This is a genomic window from Limnospira sp. (genome assembly GCF_051859755.1).
In the GTDB taxonomy this organism is placed as follows: domain Bacteria; phylum Cyanobacteriota; class Cyanobacteriia; order Cyanobacteriales; family Microcoleaceae; genus Limnospira; species Limnospira fusiformis.
In genome coordinates this window covers 1-1,280 of sequence record NZ_JBIMLI010000343.1, presented here as the reverse complement: position 1 = coordinate 1,280, position 1,280 = coordinate 1, and the positions used below count along the sequence as shown (strand labels likewise).

The window sequence follows — 1,280 nt, the reverse complement described above, 5'->3', positions numbered from 1 at the left end:
ATGGGTTGTTGGCGGACGAAAATTGACCAAAGAGGGATGGCTGCAACTATTTCCTGAGTTGAGGCAGGAGTGCGAACCATGCGAGAAGTAGAGGAACGTAGCCGAAGGGCAAGAGACATTGTAAGGAATCGCAACTATAGGCAAGCGATAGATGTCATAGAAAGAGAGGTTAAACGATTAGAAGCGGACGACAAACCCAGAGCGCGAGTAAGATTTCCCCGCGACGATGGAGACATTGAGATAGACGTGGGGGGGATAGTTGAATTTGCCCAGGCAATGAAGCCAAAAATAAGCGCAGAGGCTGAAGATTTACAAGATGGCAGAACTAGGAGAGGCATAAAAGCTGAGAAGATAGGCAGCACTGCTCACGGATTTGTAGACCTTGATGAGGATGGCAACCCCAAAGGTTTTGGGGGAACAATTGACAGCATTAATGATGCCAATGTCTCGGTTTATCTTGGGGAATGTGAGCAAACCATGAGCGTAACCATGTTTGGCAAAACTGTCACTTTTGCTCGGAATGTTTGCGAAGATGATAGGGATGAGGAAGGCGACGACAATCGCCGTGGTGATGATGATACAGGCGCAAGTACAAGTATAGGCAATTTAAGCGTTCCCGGCCCACCATTGGGGTTTAAGGGACAGTTATGCACGGTTTATTTGCGCTACATAGTAGAAATGGGAACAGGAGGGACTTTATATTCGGAGAAGTCTATGCTTGATTCTGCGGCAAGTTCAACAAATTCAAGCCAAGGTGCCTACTTTATTACGGGGTCGCCTTACGGCCACCCTTCAAAGGACATCTTTATAACTCCCCTGGGTGAGACAACCACAGGCGGTCTTAGGGCTATGATAGCATCTCTACGAGAGGGCAAGAATCTCCCTCCTGTAGGTGGTTTAGTACACAGATATATCACTGTTGAATCAATTGGGATAATAAAAGCGGACGCTGTACCAAAAATATATCACCAATGGATGTTACGGTATCCTTCTGGTAGTACTAGGGTGGAGGAATATTATATGCCTGTTCTTGTTGGTGTACGGGATAAAGAGACCGGAAAATACATATTTGGGTATCTTCATGCTTATTGGCTTACTCGACACTCTTACTATCTAGGTTTTTACAGTAGTAATCATCCAGTTTACCCTTGTAGATATGTACGAAATTATCAACCAGAACCGCCGCCAAGTTTACCAATATTGAGGGATGACATGAATAAAGAATGTTGTGACGATTTGATTAAAATGACTAGGGAAATCCATAAAGCCCTAGGGGTAAG

The 1,280-nt window shown here is 44.9% G+C and carries 1 protein-coding gene; it reads left to right on the top strand.

Features of this window, described 5'->3' with window-relative positions; translation table 11 throughout:
• Positions 1-78 precede the first annotated feature (78 nt).
• Positions 79-1,280, top strand: a 1,202-nt coding sequence (locus ACTIE0_RS24480; RefSeq protein WP_439517049.1) for a hypothetical protein, incomplete at its 3' end; no start/stop codon positions are given.